The organism is Microbacterium martis (assembly GCF_047246685.1).
Classification (GTDB): Bacteria; Actinomycetota; Actinomycetes; order Actinomycetales; family Microbacteriaceae; genus Microbacterium.
Window position 1 is genome coordinate 835,696 of the sequence record NZ_JBFOKT010000002.1, and the last position, 12,127, is coordinate 847,822.

At 71.7% G+C, this 12,127-nt stretch carries 12 protein-coding genes; 5 read left to right on the top strand and 7 right to left on the bottom strand.

The window, feature by feature from the left end:
• The first annotated feature begins 2 nt into the window (after positions 1-2).
• The 4 genes from AB3M90_RS11960 to AB3M90_RS11975 are packed head-to-tail and all read left to right on the top strand — an operon-like array spanning position 3 to position 4,336.
• Positions 3-1,442, top strand: coding sequence for an NAD-dependent succinate-semialdehyde dehydrogenase (locus AB3M90_RS11960; RefSeq protein ID WP_412952215.1), 1,440 nt, complete (start codon positions 3-5; stop codon positions 1,440-1,442).
• Positions 1,433-2,185, top strand: a complete 753-nt coding sequence (locus AB3M90_RS11965; protein ID WP_412952216.1) for a sulfite exporter TauE/SafE family protein — start codon at positions 1,433-1,435, stop codon at positions 2,183-2,185. Before AB3M90_RS11960 ends, AB3M90_RS11965 begins: the two co-directional genes overlap by 10 nt.
• A 17-nt stretch (positions 2,186-2,202) precedes the next feature.
• Positions 2,203-3,333 carry a zinc-binding dehydrogenase gene (locus AB3M90_RS11970; RefSeq protein WP_412952217.1) on the top strand — a complete coding sequence of 377 codons (1,131 nt, stop codon included), beginning with the start codon at positions 2,203-2,205 and terminating at the stop codon, positions 3,331-3,333.
• Between the two features lie 37 nt (positions 3,334-3,370).
• Positions 3,371-4,336: an acetylxylan esterase gene (locus AB3M90_RS11975; protein WP_412952218.1), complete on the top strand. Its 966-nt coding sequence runs from the start codon at positions 3,371-3,373 to the stop codon at positions 4,334-4,336.
• A 6-nt stretch (positions 4,337-4,342) separates the two neighbouring features.
• On the opposite strand, the gene AB3M90_RS11980 is transcribed toward AB3M90_RS11975, so the two are convergent.
• Together AB3M90_RS11980 and AB3M90_RS11985 are read right to left on the bottom strand one after the other, a co-directional pair.
• Positions 4,343-5,704 carry a threonine/serine exporter family protein gene (locus AB3M90_RS11980; protein WP_412952220.1) on the bottom strand — a complete coding sequence of 454 codons (1,362 nt, stop codon included), beginning with the start codon at positions 5,702-5,704 and terminating at the stop codon, positions 4,343-4,345.
• The gene (locus AB3M90_RS11985; RefSeq protein WP_412952222.1) at positions 5,701-6,093 is read right to left on the bottom strand and encodes a VOC family protein; all 393 of its coding nucleotides are present in this window, start codon (positions 6,091-6,093) and stop codon (positions 5,701-5,703) included. The genes AB3M90_RS11980 and AB3M90_RS11985 overlap by 4 nt, the downstream gene beginning before the upstream one ends.
• 473 nt (positions 6,094-6,566) lie before the next feature.
• On the opposite strand from AB3M90_RS11985, the gene AB3M90_RS11990 reads away from it, so the two are divergent.
• Positions 6,567-7,532: a GlxA family transcriptional regulator gene (locus AB3M90_RS11990; RefSeq protein ID WP_412952224.1), complete on the top strand. Its 966-nt coding sequence runs from the start codon at positions 6,567-6,569 to the stop codon at positions 7,530-7,532.
• On the opposite strand, the gene AB3M90_RS11995 is transcribed toward AB3M90_RS11990, so the two are convergent.
• The 5 genes from AB3M90_RS11995 to AB3M90_RS12015 form a co-directional block, all read right to left on the bottom strand.
• Positions 7,529-8,533, bottom strand: a complete 1,005-nt coding sequence (locus AB3M90_RS11995; protein ID WP_412952226.1) for a zinc-dependent alcohol dehydrogenase family protein — start codon at positions 8,531-8,533, stop codon at positions 7,529-7,531. The genes AB3M90_RS11990 and AB3M90_RS11995 overlap by 4 nt on opposite strands.
• Positions 8,534-8,886: 353 nt before the next feature.
• The gene (locus AB3M90_RS12000; protein WP_412952227.1) at positions 8,887-9,720 is read right to left on the bottom strand and encodes an SDR family NAD(P)-dependent oxidoreductase; all 834 of its coding nucleotides are present in this window, start codon (positions 9,718-9,720) and stop codon (positions 8,887-8,889) included.
• 8 nt (positions 9,721-9,728) lie between these two features.
• Positions 9,729-10,577, bottom strand: coding sequence for an SMP-30/gluconolactonase/LRE family protein (locus AB3M90_RS12005; protein WP_412952229.1), 849 nt, complete (start codon positions 10,575-10,577; stop codon positions 9,729-9,731).
• Positions 10,574-11,398 carry a hypothetical protein gene (locus AB3M90_RS12010; RefSeq protein ID WP_412952230.1) on the bottom strand — a complete coding sequence of 275 codons (825 nt, stop codon included), beginning with the start codon at positions 11,396-11,398 and terminating at the stop codon, positions 10,574-10,576. The genes AB3M90_RS12005 and AB3M90_RS12010 overlap by 4 nt, the downstream gene beginning before the upstream one ends.
• Positions 11,399-11,410: 12 nt before the next feature.
• Entirely contained in the window at positions 11,411-11,926 is a 516-nt protein-coding gene (locus tag AB3M90_RS12015; RefSeq protein ID WP_412952232.1) for a gluconokinase, read from the bottom strand.
• Between the last annotated feature and the right edge of the window lie 201 nt (positions 11,927-12,127).

The following is a 12,127-nucleotide window of genomic DNA, read 5'->3' on the forward strand; positions in this document are numbered from 1 at the left end:
CCATGCACTCCGAGGCCCTCTCCCTCATCGCCGGCCGCCGAGAGGCGACCGACGTCTTCCGCGACGTGATCGACCCTGCGGACGGCACGACCGTCGGACGGGTGGCCTGGGCGGATGCCGCGGCGGCCGGCCGCGCGGCCGATGCGGCGGCGGCGGCCTTCGAGTCGTGGTCGGCGACCACGCCCCGGTACCGTGCCGACCTGCTGCGCGAGGCCGCCGACCTGCTCGCCGAGCGATCGGCCGACCTCGCCGAGACGCTGGCGCGGGAGGCGGGCAAGCGCCTGCCCGAGGCCGAGGGCGAGCTGGCGTTCTCGGGGGAGTACCTGCGCTGGTTCGCCGAGGAGGCGCGCCGCGGCGGGGGTTCGACCATGGAGGGTGAGCGCAGCGGTCGCCGTCACCTCACCGTCCACCGCCCGGCGGGGGTCGCGCTCTCGCTCACGCCGTGGAACTTCCCGGTCTCGATCCAGGCGCGCAAGCTCGCCGCCATGCTGGCCGCAGGCTGCACGGTCGTCGCGCGCGTCTCGGAGCAGGCGCCCCTCGCGGCGACCGGGCTCATCGAGGTGCTGCACGATGTCGGCGTCCCGGCGGGCGTGCTCAACCTCGTGCACGGCCCGGGCCGCGAGGTGACGTCGGCGCTGATCGCGCACCCGGCCACCCGGGTGGTGAGCTTCACCGGATCGACCGAGGTCGGACGCAGTGTGATGGCCCAGGCCTCCGAGGGCATCGTGCGGCCCCTGCTCGAGCTCGGCGGCAACGCTCCCTTCCTCGTCTTCTCCGACGCCGACCTGGATGCCGCGCTCGACGGCGCCGTCATCGCGCGCCTGCGCAACACGGGTCAGTCGTGCGTCGGAGCCAACCGCTTCCTCGTCCACGAGGACGTCGCGGAGGAGTTCACCGAGCGGCTCGCCCGGTCCTTCGACGCGCTCGAGCTCGGCCACGGTCTCGGACCCGACCGCGACGGCGCCGGCATCCCCGACCTCGGTCCGGTCATCTCCGGGGCGCGCGCCGCCGAGATCGGCGCCTTCGTGACCGACGCTCTCGAGCGCGGAGGACGACGTGTCACCGAGCGCGACGACGTGCCCGCCGAGGGCTCGTTCGTGCGGCCCGCGCTGATCGCCGACGCCCCGACCGACGCGCGCATCTTCCGCGAGGAGATCTTCGGCCCTGTCGCCGGCGTCTGGTCGTTCCGGTCCGACGACGAGGCCGTGGCGATGGCGAACGACACCCCGATGGGCCTCGCCGCCTACGCCTGGACGCGCGACGCCGGGCGGGTCTGGTCGCTGACCGACCGCATCGACGCCGGCATCCTGGGCGTCAACGACGCCGTGCCGTCGGTGGCGTTCGCGCCCATGGGCGGCTCCAAGCTCTCGGGGATCGGGCGGGAGGGCTCCTCCGTCGGCATGGAGGAGTTCCAGGAGACCCGTTACATCGCATGGAGTTGACCGTCTTCGCCACGCTCCTCGCGATCATGGTCGTGGGGGCGGGCATGCAGCGGATCACCGGTCTGGGATTCGCGCTGGTCGCCTCGCCCTTCTTCGTGCTGCTGCTCGACCCGATCAGCGGCGTGTTCCTCGTGAACGTCTGCGGCGTCGTCGTCTCGGCCGCCCTCACCGTGCGGTCGCTCGCGCAGGTCGAATGGCGGCGATGGGCGATTCTGGCCGCGTCCGCCATCCTCGGCATCATCCCCGGCGCCCTGCTCCTGATCGTGCTCCCCGTCGCCTGGCTCGACATCCTGGTGGGCGCGCTCATCATCGCCGGGCTCATCTCGTCGCTGGTGGTGCGGTCGCGGCTGTCGCCCGACCACGTGCCGCCCTTGGTCGCCGCGGGCGCGCTCAGCGGGGTGATGAACGTCACCGCCGGGGTGGGCGGACCGCCGCTGGGCATCTACGGCGTGCTGACCCGCTGGGACCATCGGTCGTTCGCCGCGACGATGCAGCCGGTGTTCCTCACCATCGGCAGCATGTCGCTCGCGGCGAAGCTCTGGCTCTCGCCCGGCGGCATCCCGGGTCTCGACATCTGGATGTGGGTCGCCGTCGCCGCCGCCTGCCTGGCCGGGATGGTGATCGGCGAGCTGCTCAGCCGCGTGGTGACGCCGCGGGTCGCCCGCAGCCTGCTCGTCGCCCTCGCGCTCGTCGGCGCCGGCACGGTGCTCGTGCGCGGCATCCTGCTGCTCATCGGTCTCTGACTGCGAAAGGAAGCTCCGTGAATCACGACGTCGAACCCCTGCCCGCGACCATGCGTGCGGCGATCTGGGAGGGCGTGGGACGCCCGCTCGTCCTCGAAGAGGTGCCGGTCCCGCGACCGCTGGACCGGGAAGTGCTCATCAAGGTGGTCGCCTGCGGCGTCTGCCACACCGACCTGCACCTGCTGAAGGGCGAGGTGCCGTTCCCCGCGCCCGCCGTGCTCGGGCACGAGGTCAGCGGCATCGTCGTCGAACTCGGCGGCGGGCTGGACGACAGCGGCCTCGAGATCGGGATGCCGGTCGTGGGCGCGTTCATCATGCCCTGCGGCACGTGCCGGCAGTGCCGACGCGGACGCGACGACCTGTGTCCCGTGTTCTTCGAGCAGAACCGCGTGCACGGCAACCTGCTCGACGGCACGTCGCGCCTGCGTCGCGCCGACGGCTCACGCATCTCGATGTACTCCATGTCGGGGCTGGCCGAGTACGCGGTGGTGCCCGTCGCCGCCCTCGCCCCCCTGCCGCCGGAGGTTCCGCTCGAAGAGGCCGCGATCCTCGGCTGCGCGGTGTTCACCGCCTACGGCGCCGCGTCGAAGGGCGGTCTCTCGAGCGACGACTCGGTGGCCGTCGTGGCCGTCGGCGGCGTCGGCTCCAGCATCATCCAGGTCGCGGCCGGACTCGGCGCGTCGCCGATCATCGCGGTCGACGTCGACGACGACAAGCTCGAGGCGGCGCGGGCGCTCGGTGCCGACATCGTCGTGAACTCGACCAGGGAAGACGCCCTCGCCGCCATCCGCGCCGCCGTTCCGGGCGGCGTCGACGTGTCGTTCGAGGCGCTGGGCCGCCCCGAGACGTTCGAACTGGCGGTCGCGTCGCTCGCCGAAGGCGGCCGGATGGTCGCTGTCGGCATCGCCGCCGGTGCGGCCACGGCTGCCGTGCCCATCACTCCGGTGGTGCGTCGCGGGCAGAGCATCGTCGGCTCGTTCGGCGCCCGGACGAGGGAGGAGCTGCCGCGCGTCGTCGCCCTCGCCGCCGACGGCGGGGTCGATCTGCGCCGCCTGGTCACCCGGAGGTTCTCCCTCGACCAGGCGCAGGAGGCGTTCGCCGCGCTCGCCGAGGGCCGCATCTCGGGCCGCGCCGTCATCACCCCCTGACCCGAGCACCGGCCCGCGGATCGGCTAGGGTGACGCCGTGGCACTCACAGACCTCTCCCTCGAGCAGCTCCGCACCTTCCGCCCCGACGTCGCAGAACCCGCGGACTTCGACGCGTTCTGGGAGCGCACGCTCGCGGAATCCCGCGGGCTCGCGGCTCCGGCCCGGATCGAGGCGGCGATCACGCCGATCGATCAGCTGATCGTCGAAGACCTCACTTTCACCGGCTTCGGCGGCGAGCCGGTCCGCGCTTGGATCACGCGCCCCCGCGAGGGCGGACCGCGCCCGGCCGTGGTCGAGTACGTCGGCTACGGCGGCGGTCGCGGCCTTCCGGGCGAGCGTCTGCAGTGGGCGGCGGCGGGCTACGTGCACGTGCTCATGGACACCCGCGGTCAGGGGAGCGGATGGGGATCCGGCGGGGACACGGCCGACCCGCACGGATCCGACGGGTCGACTCCCGGATTCATGACGCGGGGCATCCGGCATCCCGACACGTACTACTACCGGCGCGTCTTCACCGACGCCGTCCTGCTGATCGACGCGGTGACCCGGCTGGAGGCGGTCGATGCGCGCCGCATCGCGGTGACCGGCGCGAGCCAGGGCGGCGGCATCAGCCTGGCGGTCGCGGCGCTGCATCCGGCCGTCGCCGCGACGATGCCCGACGTGCCGTTCCTCTGCCATTTCCGTCGGTCGGTGCCGCTCACCCCCGACAACCCCTTCGTCGAGATCAGCCGCTACCTCTCGGTGCACCGCGACCGGGTCGACCGGGTGTTCGAGACGCTGTCGTACTTCGACGGTGTGAACTTCGCCCGCCGCATCACGGCACCGGTCCTGTTCTCGGTCGGGCTGATGGATCCGGTCGTGCTGCCGTCGAGCGTCTTCGCGGCCTTCAACCACTGCGGCTCCACCGATGCCGAGATCGAGGTCTACGAGTTCAACGCCCACGAGGGCGGGCAGATGGTGCAGTGGCTGCGGCAGACCGAGTGGCTGGCGGCACGGCGGTAGCCCACCTCAGGGGCGGCGGTCGCGGCGGCGGGGGCGCACCCACGAGGGAAGGCTCCGTCGACCCTCGGCCCCGGCCTCACCGTCCTCCGGCGTGGGCGCGGCGACCGCGAACTGCACGATCTCCTCCGCGCCGTGGCGCGCGACGCGGAAGAGCGCGGTGCCGATGAGGACCCCGAGGGCGATCGACATGACCGAGACGAGCGCGGCCGTGAAAGTGGCGAGCCCGCTGCCGGTGGCGACGGCATCCGTCAGTCCCACGAGGCCCGTCGCACCGGGCACGAGCAGCCAGAACGCCGGGAGGAAGGTCAGCTGCGACGGTGCCCCGTGGCGCAGCCCGGCGATCCAGAACACCACGAGGGTCATCGCGACGGCGCCGACGAAGCCGCCCACCATGGGACCGATGAACTCGGTGCCCGCCCACTGCCCCGCATAGGCGACCACCAGCGCGATCAGCACCCACAGGAACGTCGACGCCGGGGCGGAGAAGTGCAGGTAGTTTCCCAGGGCGAAGACGATCAGACCGATGAGCGCGACCCACCACGGCAGGAAGGATGATGCCTCGATCGGTCCGTAGGACTTCGAGCCGACGCCGATGACCGTGCCGGCGGCGAGGATGCCGAACGCGAGCAGCCCGAGCTGCACGAAGCCGTAGACCAGGCGCGAGGCGCCCGAGATCATCTGACCGGCGGCCAGTTCGACGGTGGCCGTGGTGAGCAGTCCCCCGGGGAGGAACGTGACCAGGGGAGCGATGAGCAGGCGCAGCGGGTCGCCGATCTCGACCACCTCGGCGAGAAGGAAGACGGATGCGGCGCACACGAAGGCCGCGGCGACGGGCAGCACGAGCTGCAGGGTCGGCGACCGCACGAGCTTGAGGAGTCCGATGCCCGCGCCGAGGACGAAGGCGACGATCGCTCCCTGCCAGGTGGGTGCGAGGAGGAGCGCGAGTCCGGTGGTGAGCAGCGCGTGCCCGAGGGTGCGCGTGGCCCATCCGAAGCGCGGGCGCATCGCGCCGATCTCGTTCAGCCGACGGATGCCGTCCAGCGGGGCGATGGAACCCGCCCGCGCCTGCTCGACGAGCTCGAACAGCGCCGCGACCTGATCGAGACGGAACGACACGTTCGTCTCCGAGCTGATCGCGACGCGTCCGTCGGCGCCCTTCCCGGTCTCGACCAGGATGAGGGTCGGCAGCACGACGAAGTCCGTGTCGTCACCGCCGTATGCCGCCGTGATCTCGGTCAGGATCTCGCGGATGCGACCGACGGACTCGGCTGACGCGTTCATGCCCTGCGCCAGCCCCAGCAGGAACTGGCGGAGCGCGGCGCGGTCGTGATCGCCGACCGGCTGCTCGGGAATGCCTTCCGCGGTCACCCGGCCAGCACCGACAGCACGTTGCCGGCGGGGTCGCGGAACCAGGCGATGTCGGGTCCGGTGCCGGGGCTCGCGTGCGAGATGCCCTTGTCGTCGGTGCCGAGGTCGGGGTCGTCGTAGATCTTCGTCACCACGCCGCGGGCGTTGAGCTCGTCGACCGCCGCCTCGACGTCGTCGACGGGGAAGTTCAGGATCGTGAAGCTCGCCGGCGAGTGGTCGGGCTTCGAGTAGATGAGGATCGACCCTCCCTGCGGCAGATGGAGCTCGAGGAAACCCATGGCGTTGTCGGTGACCTCCATGCCGAGGGTGTCGCGGTAGAAGGAGCGGGCGGCGTCGATCGAGTCGACGCTGAAGCCGCTGAACGCGTGCGTGGTCTGGAAAGCGGTCATGGATTCAGCATGACCCCGTGTCGGCGACGTGTCCAGGGTTCGGCGCGGGTGAGCCGGCCGTCGGTCGCCCGTCGGTCGCCCGTCGGCCCGCCGCCCGGTCTTGTCGGCCACACCCGTCGGTTTGCAGGTCGAGATCACAGTTGCAGGTCGAATGATCCCGTTTCGACCTGCAACTGTCTTTCCGACCTGCGGTTGTCCGATCGGCGGCATCCTCACGTGACGGATGCCGCGGGGGCGGATGCCGCGGGGGCGGATGCCGTGTCCACGGTCGTCGGCGGTCCAGCGGCCGCCTTCCTACGCCGGTTTGCAGGTCGAGACCACAGTTGCAGGTCAGATCATCCCGGTTCGACCTGCAACTGTCTTTCCGACCTGCGGTTGTCAGACCGGCCGCGGTGACGGATGCCGGGGAAGCGGATGCCGCGGCGGCGGCGCGCGCCGACGTGAAAGGATCGAGAGCCGGGGGAAGGAGAGGGATGCCGAACGAACATCACGTCGTGGTGCTGGTGCTCGCCGGCGCGCTCCCCCTCGATGTCGGGATCGCGTCGGAGGTGTTCCACCCCGAGACCGGCTTCCCGTACCGGGTGTCGGCCTGCGGCGTCGAGGTCGGGACGGTGTCGGGCCACGGCGATTTCGGTTACGCGGTCTCCCGGGGGCTCGACGCGCTCGCCGAGGCCGACACGATCATCGTGCCGGGGTATGCACCGGCCGGTCGACCGATTCCGACCGAGGTGGTCGAGGCGCTTCGCGCCGCGGCATCCCGGGGCACCCGCATCGCGTCGATCTGCTACGGCGCCTTCGCCCTGGCCGACGCGGGGCTCCTCGACGGGCTGCGTGCCACCACGCACTGGGATGCGGCGGAGAAGCTCGCGGCGCAGCATCCGCTGATCCGGGTCGAACCCAACGTCCTGTTCGTCGATGAAGGGGCGATCCTCACGTCGGCGGGAGCGGCCGCGGGCCTCGATCTCTGCCTGCACATCGTCCGTCGCGACCTCGGCGTCGGCGCCGCGAACGACATCGCCCGCGACCTCGTCACCGCTCCCTACCGCCCCGGCGGCCAGGCCCAGTACCTGCCGAAGACCCGTACCGCCGCCCGCGGCGAGAACCTGGCCGCGACGCGGGAGTGGGCGCTCTCCCGGCTCGGCCAGCCGCTCTCGATCGCCGCTCTCGCCGCCCACGCGCGCATGTCGCCGCGGACCTTCCTTCGCCGCTTCACCGAGGAGACGGGCACCACTCCGCTGCAGTGGGTCCTGCGCGCCCGCATCGACACGGCTCGCGAGCTGCTGGAGAGCACCAGGCTCCCGATCGACCAGGTCGCCGACCGCGTCGGCCTGGGAACCGGCGCGAACCTGCGTCTGCACTTCCGCCGGATGCTGGGCGTCGCGCCGTCGCACTATCGAGCCACCTTCGCCGGCTCACCGGAAGCACCCGCCCGCGCCTAGACGCGCGCGGGAAGGAGCGTGGTCTCGCCCGCCACGTCGATCGCGACCTTGCCCCGGAGGGCGAACGACCTCCGGTTCTCGAGGAGATCGTGGGCGTCGGACATGCGAGCAAGCGGCAGGGTCGCGCCGACGACCGGTCGGAGCAGGCCGCGCTCGACCAGGGCTGTGAGCGCGTCGAGCTTGTTGCGGTTCTGCCGGGTGAAGACGAAGTGGTAGGCGGCGTTCCTGCCCCAGGCCTCGATGAGGTTCTGCGGCTCGGCGATGTCGACGATGCTGACGACGCGCCCGCCGTCCGCCAGCATCAGCGGGCTCCGGCTGAGGGTGTCACCGCCGATCGTGTCGAAGACGACATCGGCTCCCCGGCCGTCAGTGATCTCGGCGACGGCGTCGACCCCGTCGCCCGCGGCGGGATCGATGGCGGCATCCGCCCCGAGCGCGCGCACGAAGTCGTGGTTCTCGGCCCTCGCGGTCGTGATCACGCGTGCCCCCATCGCCTTCGCCACCTGGATCGCGATCGAGCCCACCCCGCCGGCGCCGCCGTGCACGAGGACCGTCTCGCCCACCGTCACGCCCGCCCGGGTCACGAGGGCCTCCCACACCGTTCCGCCGACGAGGGTGAGGCTCGCCGCCTCGAGGTGCGTGATGTTCCCGGGCTTGCGGGCGACGATCTCGACATCGGCCACGTGGCGCTCGGCGTACGACCCCGGGCCTCCGAAGATCTGCGGCGTGTACCAGACCTCGTCTCCGACCGCGAACTCGGTCACGTGCGACCCGACGGCCTCGACGACACCCGAGACGTCGTGTCCGATGATCGAGGGCAGCGGCACCTGGTCGGCGTAGTCGCCGCGGCGGATCTGATAGTCGAGCGGATTGACGGCCGTGGCGTGCACGCGAACCCTCGCCTGGCGGGGGCCGACATCGGGAACGGTGACGTCGCGCAGCTCGAAGACGTCGGCATCTCCGAATCCGGTCAGCACGACGGCTCTCATGGTCTCTGTCATCTTGTCTCCTCCTGCGGGATCTGCTGGCTGTCGGGATGCCGCGCGCAGCGGCCCTCTCAGTCTCGGCAGGCGCGCGAGGCGCCTCCAGTGGCGCGGACGCCAGCTATCGCAAGGAAAGTGACAGAAGGCTCGCCAGTCCCCTGGGTCCCTGAGCCTCCCCCGCCTGGGTCCCTGAGCCTGTCGAAGGGCCCCGGGGGGGTCCTGATCCTGTCCCCCTGGGTCCCTGAGCCTGTCGAAGGGCCCCGGAGGGGGTCCTGATCCTGTCCCCCTGGGTCCCTGAGCCTGTCGAAGGGCCCGGGGTGGGTCCGGATCCTGTCCCCCTGGGTCCCTGAGCCTGTCGAAGGGCCGACCCCTCAGCCGATCCCGACGAGCTCGGCGCTCCGTCGCCACAGCGCCTCGGCGAGGTCGGCGTCGTCGACCTGCGGGTTCACCCGCGTGCTCAGCTCGCGTTCGTCGTAGTAGGCGCCCGAGAACCAGGTCTCGCCGGGCGTGCCCTCGATGAACCACCGCAGCGTCTCGCCGCCCGTGTCGGAGCTCACCGTGAGCAGGCGACGCAGCGGCGTGCGGTAGAGCAGCCGCATGACGCTCGACGTCTCGGCTGCGAAGTTCGTGCGAACGACTCCGGGGTGGAACGCGACGGCGCTCAGCCCCTGCGCGTGGAACTTCGCGTGCAGGCTCTTCGTGAAGAGGATGTTGGCGAGCTTCGCGTCGCCGTAGGCCTTGTTCGCGCTGTACCTGCGCCGGTTGTCGAGGTCGTCGACGTCGATGCGGCCGAACAGGCGGTGCCCCACGCTCGAGGTGTTGACGACCGCGGCATCCGCCTGCAGCAACTGCGGCAGTAGCAGGTTCGTGAGCAGGAACGGGGCCAGGTGATTGACCTGGATCGTCTTCTCGAACCCGTCGGCGGTGGGGGTGCGGTCGCCGAAGATGCCTCCCGCGTTGTTGGCCAGCACGTCGATGCCCTGGTCGCCGACGGTCTCGGCGATGCGCGTCGCGAGCGCGCGCACCTCGTCGAGTCGCGCGAAGTCGGCGGTGAAGTGCTCGGCACCCGTCTCGCGGGCGATCGCCGCCGTCTTCTCGACCGACCGGCCGACGAGCAGCAGGCGGTGCCCTGAGCCGGCGAGCTGGCGGGCGGCGGCGGCGCCGATCCCGTCGGATGCTCCGGTGATGACGACCATGCGGGGCATCGGCGCTGTCAGCCCGCGAACGGCAGCACGGGAAGACCGCGCACGCCCGGGCGGACGGCGAACACCGACCCGGCCTCGGTGCCGTGGTCGGCGGGAAGGCCCTCCGCCGAGGTCGTGATGAACAGCGTCTCGAGGTCGTCTCCACCGAACGTGCAGGCGCTCACCTGCGGCACCGGCAGGGTGATCGACGCGATGAGCGCGCCGCCGGCGTCGTAACCGTGCACGGCGCTGCCGCCCCAGATCGCCACCCAGACGCTCCCGTCGGCGGCGACGGTGAGACCGTCGGGCGAGCCGACCTCTTCGGGCACCTTCGCGAAGGCGCGTCGCCCGCGCAGCTCGCCGTCGACGACGTCGAACACGTCGGTGCGCTGCGTGGCGGTGTCGTCATAGTAGGCGCGGCGGCCGTCGGGCGAGAACGCGATGCCGTTCGACGAGGTGGCGCGCGGAAGCACCGTCGTCACCGCGAGCTCGGCGTCGACCCGCAGCAGGCTCCCCGCGTCGGGCGTCGAATCCTCGGCCGTCGACCCCGTGAGCAGGCGGCCGCGCGGGTCGCAGCATCCGTCGTTCATCCGCACCGAGGGATCGTCGACGAGGTGAACGACCGGCCGCGTTTCTCCGTCGACGTCATCGGCGAGGTACACGGTGCGCGCGCCGACCGCGACCAGGCCGCCGCCGATCCGCGGACGCGCGAAGGCCAGGTATTCGTCGTCGATGTGCTGACGGGTCACGCCGTCGTCGCGCAGCGTGAGCAGGTCGCCCGCGTGGCCGTCGGTCCACCGGAGTCCGCCCCATCCGGGCCACCAGACGGGGGTCTCGGCGTGGTGGGCGACGGGACCGGTGATGTTCTCGGGGGTCATGCGCCCTCCCGCCCGGGCACCGGCGGAGCGGCCGGGCGCAGCGGCTCGGCGACCGGCGTCGGCTGCGGCTCCGACCCGGCGGGCCGCTGCGGCAGCTCTCTCGCGACCTGCTTCTCGAGCACCGTGACGGCGTCGTCGGAGAGCAGGATCAGCCCGTCGAGCTCTTCGCGCACCCGCTTGTACGCGACATTGCGCTCGGCCTGCGTGGCCGACTCGTCGACCGCGACCTTCAGCAGCTGCTGCGCCCGCTCCAGGCGCTTGCGCTCCGGTTCGGTGAAGGTCGAGTCGCGCAGGCGGCGGGCATCCTTCTCGGCGATCTCGAACGCGACGGCGTAGTCGCCGACCGCCTGCAGATACTCGGCGACCTGGTGCTCCGAGACCTTGGCCTCGGCGGATGCCGGACGCAGAGCATCCGCGGTCTTCTTCGCTCGCAGGAACGCGGCGGTCAGCGGCTGGCGGCCGTCGCTCATCGCGGGGAAGGCGATGAGCTTCGCGACGTCGAGCTCGTAGTCGAGCCAGCGCGCGGTGATCTCGTCGTGCTCGGCGAACAGCCGCACCAGCAGATCGTCGGGAGCCACGGATGCCGTCGTCGGCGCGACCGCCGGTGCGCGGCGCCTGCCCTGCTGGTTGAGCGCACGCGCCTCGATCTCGGCGGTCTTCAGCTGCGCCTTCATCCGGAGCGTCTCGAGGCGGCGCTCGTGACGGCGCTTGGAATTGCGCTCCCACGCCTTCGCCGCGCCGCCGGCCATCCCCATGAGAGGGAACACGAGCCACCAGTAGGTGCCCGCAAAGGTCCAGAAGCCCTGGATGAACTGGTCCATGATGCGTTCAGCCTACTTCTCGCGGTGCTCCCGCTCACCTGCCAGTCGTCGCACGATCCGGTCGACCAACGTGTCGGGGCCGGCATCCACCGCCACGGCGAAGCCGACCTCGTCGGGGCCGAGCGGCTCGAGGGTGGCGATCTGCGACTGCAGCAGGGTCGACGGCATGAAGTGCCCGTCGCGCTCCTCGGCCTGCAGGGCCACACGGGCGGGCGCGGCATCGAGGTGCACGAAGAGGGTGGTCGGGGCGCTGCGGCGCAGGCGATCGCGATAGCTGCGCTTCAACGCCGAGCACGCGACGACCGCGCCGGGCGTGGTCGCGAGCACGGTGCCGACCCGATCGAGCCACGGCCACCGGTCATCGTCGGTGAGCGGGACGCCGGCGCTCATCTTCGCGACGTTCGCCGGACCGTGCAGGTCGTCGGCATCGACGAACTCGGCGCCCAGTCGGCGGGCGAGCGCGAGGCCGACCGTCGTCTTCCCGACTCCCGACACGCCCATCACCACGATCGGGGTGTCGCTGGTCATCGGGGCTCCTCGGGGTTTGGTCTATCGAACCATGTCCTGCTTGGGAGTCGGGCGCGGGCCGACACGAATCTCGCAGAACGACACGAACTTCGCAGCGATACGGCGAACCCCTCCGATGTTCGTGCTGTTCTCCTGCGGGAGTGACCGCGCGGATGCGGCGGATGTAGCGGATGCGGCGGATGCGGCGGGCGATCTAGCCTG

What these genes read in the sequence shown, in the direction of transcription:
- AB3M90_RS11985 (WP_412952222.1), bottom strand. Translation starts at nt 6,093, where the DNA reads ATGACCGCTTTCCAGACCACGCACGCGTTCAGCGGCTTCAGCGTCGAC.
- AB3M90_RS11990 (WP_412952224.1), top strand. Translation starts at nt 6,567, where the DNA reads ATGCCGAACGAACATCACGTCGTGGTGCTGGTGCTCGCCGGCGCGCTC.
- AB3M90_RS12005 (WP_412952229.1), bottom strand. Translation starts at nt 10,577, where the DNA reads ATGACCCCCGAGAACATCACCGGTCCCGTCGCCCACCACGCCGAGACC.
- AB3M90_RS11960 (WP_412952215.1), top strand. Translation starts at nt 3, where the DNA reads ATGCACTCCGAGGCCCTCTCCCTCATCGCCGGCCGCCGAGAGGCGACC.
- AB3M90_RS12010 (WP_412952230.1), bottom strand. Translation starts at nt 11,398, where the DNA reads ATGGACCAGTTCATCCAGGGCTTCTGGACCTTTGCGGGCACCTACTGG.
- AB3M90_RS11965 (WP_412952216.1), top strand. Translation starts at nt 1,433, where the DNA reads ATGGAGTTGACCGTCTTCGCCACGCTCCTCGCGATCATGGTCGTGGGG.
- AB3M90_RS12015 (WP_412952232.1), bottom strand. Translation starts at nt 11,926, where the DNA reads ATGACCAGCGACACCCCGATCGTGGTGATGGGCGTGTCGGGAGTCGGG.
- AB3M90_RS12000 (WP_412952227.1), bottom strand. Translation starts at nt 9,720, where the DNA reads ATGCCCCGCATGGTCGTCATCACCGGAGCATCCGACGGGATCGGCGCC.
- AB3M90_RS11995 (WP_412952226.1), bottom strand. Translation starts at nt 8,533, where the DNA reads ATGACAGAGACCATGAGAGCCGTCGTGCTGACCGGATTCGGAGATGCC.